At 30.4% G+C, this 537-nt stretch carries 1 protein-coding gene; it reads right to left on the bottom strand.

Translation table 11 applies throughout. From position 1 onward, the window contains the following. A partial coding sequence (locus IDG60_RS01455) for a type VII secretion protein EssB/YukC (RefSeq protein WP_274611428.1) occupies nucleotides 1-537 on the bottom strand: 537 nt, incomplete at both ends.

The raw sequence follows: 537 nt of genomic DNA, 5'->3' as shown, positions 1-537 counted from the left end.
TAATCAACGCTAACTTTGTAATATCGTTATCATCTAAATAAGTGGCAATATTAATCGCTTCATCAAGATGTCCTTGTCCTAATTCCATCCAATATAATAAGTAGTCTTTGTTTGAATTTGGTGTCACATTATTAAGTAAATTTTCTTTCTTATCTTTTTCTAAACCTTGTTTATTTGTTTGGATATAACTTTTGGCATAAATGTAAAGTGCCTCTTTATCTAATTTTTTACCATCTAAATCATCATACGTATTTAGTACTTGCGTATAATCATCCTTTACAAATGCTTGGTATCCTTTTTCAATGCGCTCATTATGCTTCATTACTGAAAAATATAAAAAGGCTAAGAATGCAATTAATAAAACACTTAACGTTGTCATACCGATAGCAACCCATTTGAAAACGGTATGTCCTACTTTGCGTACATATGCATAATTTTGACTATAATCTTGTTCTTGTTTCTGATACTGTTCATCTAAAAATGCCGTTAGTAAATCTAACGTTGCCGCTTCAATAACTTTAGTTTCAAATGGCGTTC

The organism is Staphylococcus sp. EG-SA-2 (genome assembly GCF_017152085.1).
Note: the sequence above shows the minus strand (reverse complement) of the source record. Positions and strands in the feature narration are given on the sequence as shown.